1 rRNA gene is annotated in these 450 nt (G+C 46.9%); it reads left to right on the forward strand.

The features are described from left to right. The first annotated feature begins 9 nt into the window (after nt 1–9). Nucleotides 10–125, forward strand: a 5S ribosomal RNA gene (gene rrf, locus J5M56_RS25335). Nucleotides 126–450 lie beyond the last annotated feature (325 nt).

A 450-nucleotide genomic window follows, 5' to 3' on the forward strand; every position in this document is an offset into this window, starting at 1 on the left:
ACAGAATTTCTTGACGACCATAGAGCATTGGAACCACCTGATCCCATCCCGAACTCAGTAGTGAAACGATGCATCGCCGATGGTAGTGTGGGGTTTCCCCATGTGAGAGTAGGTCATCGTCAAGATTTATTTCGCAAAACCCCTATCTGCGCATGCAGGTAGGGGTTTTGTCTTTAAGTAGAAGCTGTCGCTTCTCCTGGTAGGCTGAAGGCCGCCAGTGGTTGTAAAAGGTGGTTGACAGCATTTTTGAATGCTGTAGTATTCACCTCCCGCGACGAGAGATCGAAGCGAGTTAAGTGTTTGAAGCTAAACGAGTTTCTCGCAAAAACTTCAAAATAAACGCTTGACAGCAAATGAGGAAAGCGTAGAATGCGCGCCTCGGTTGAGACGAAACGCTCTTAACCAAACGCTCTTTAACAAATCGAATCAAGCAATTCGTGTGGGTGCTTG

The sequence above is a fragment of the Pseudomonas sp. 51_B genome (assembly GCF_017491595.1).
GTDB lineage: Bacteria > Pseudomonadota > Gammaproteobacteria > Pseudomonadales > Pseudomonadaceae > Aquipseudomonas > Aquipseudomonas promysalinigenes.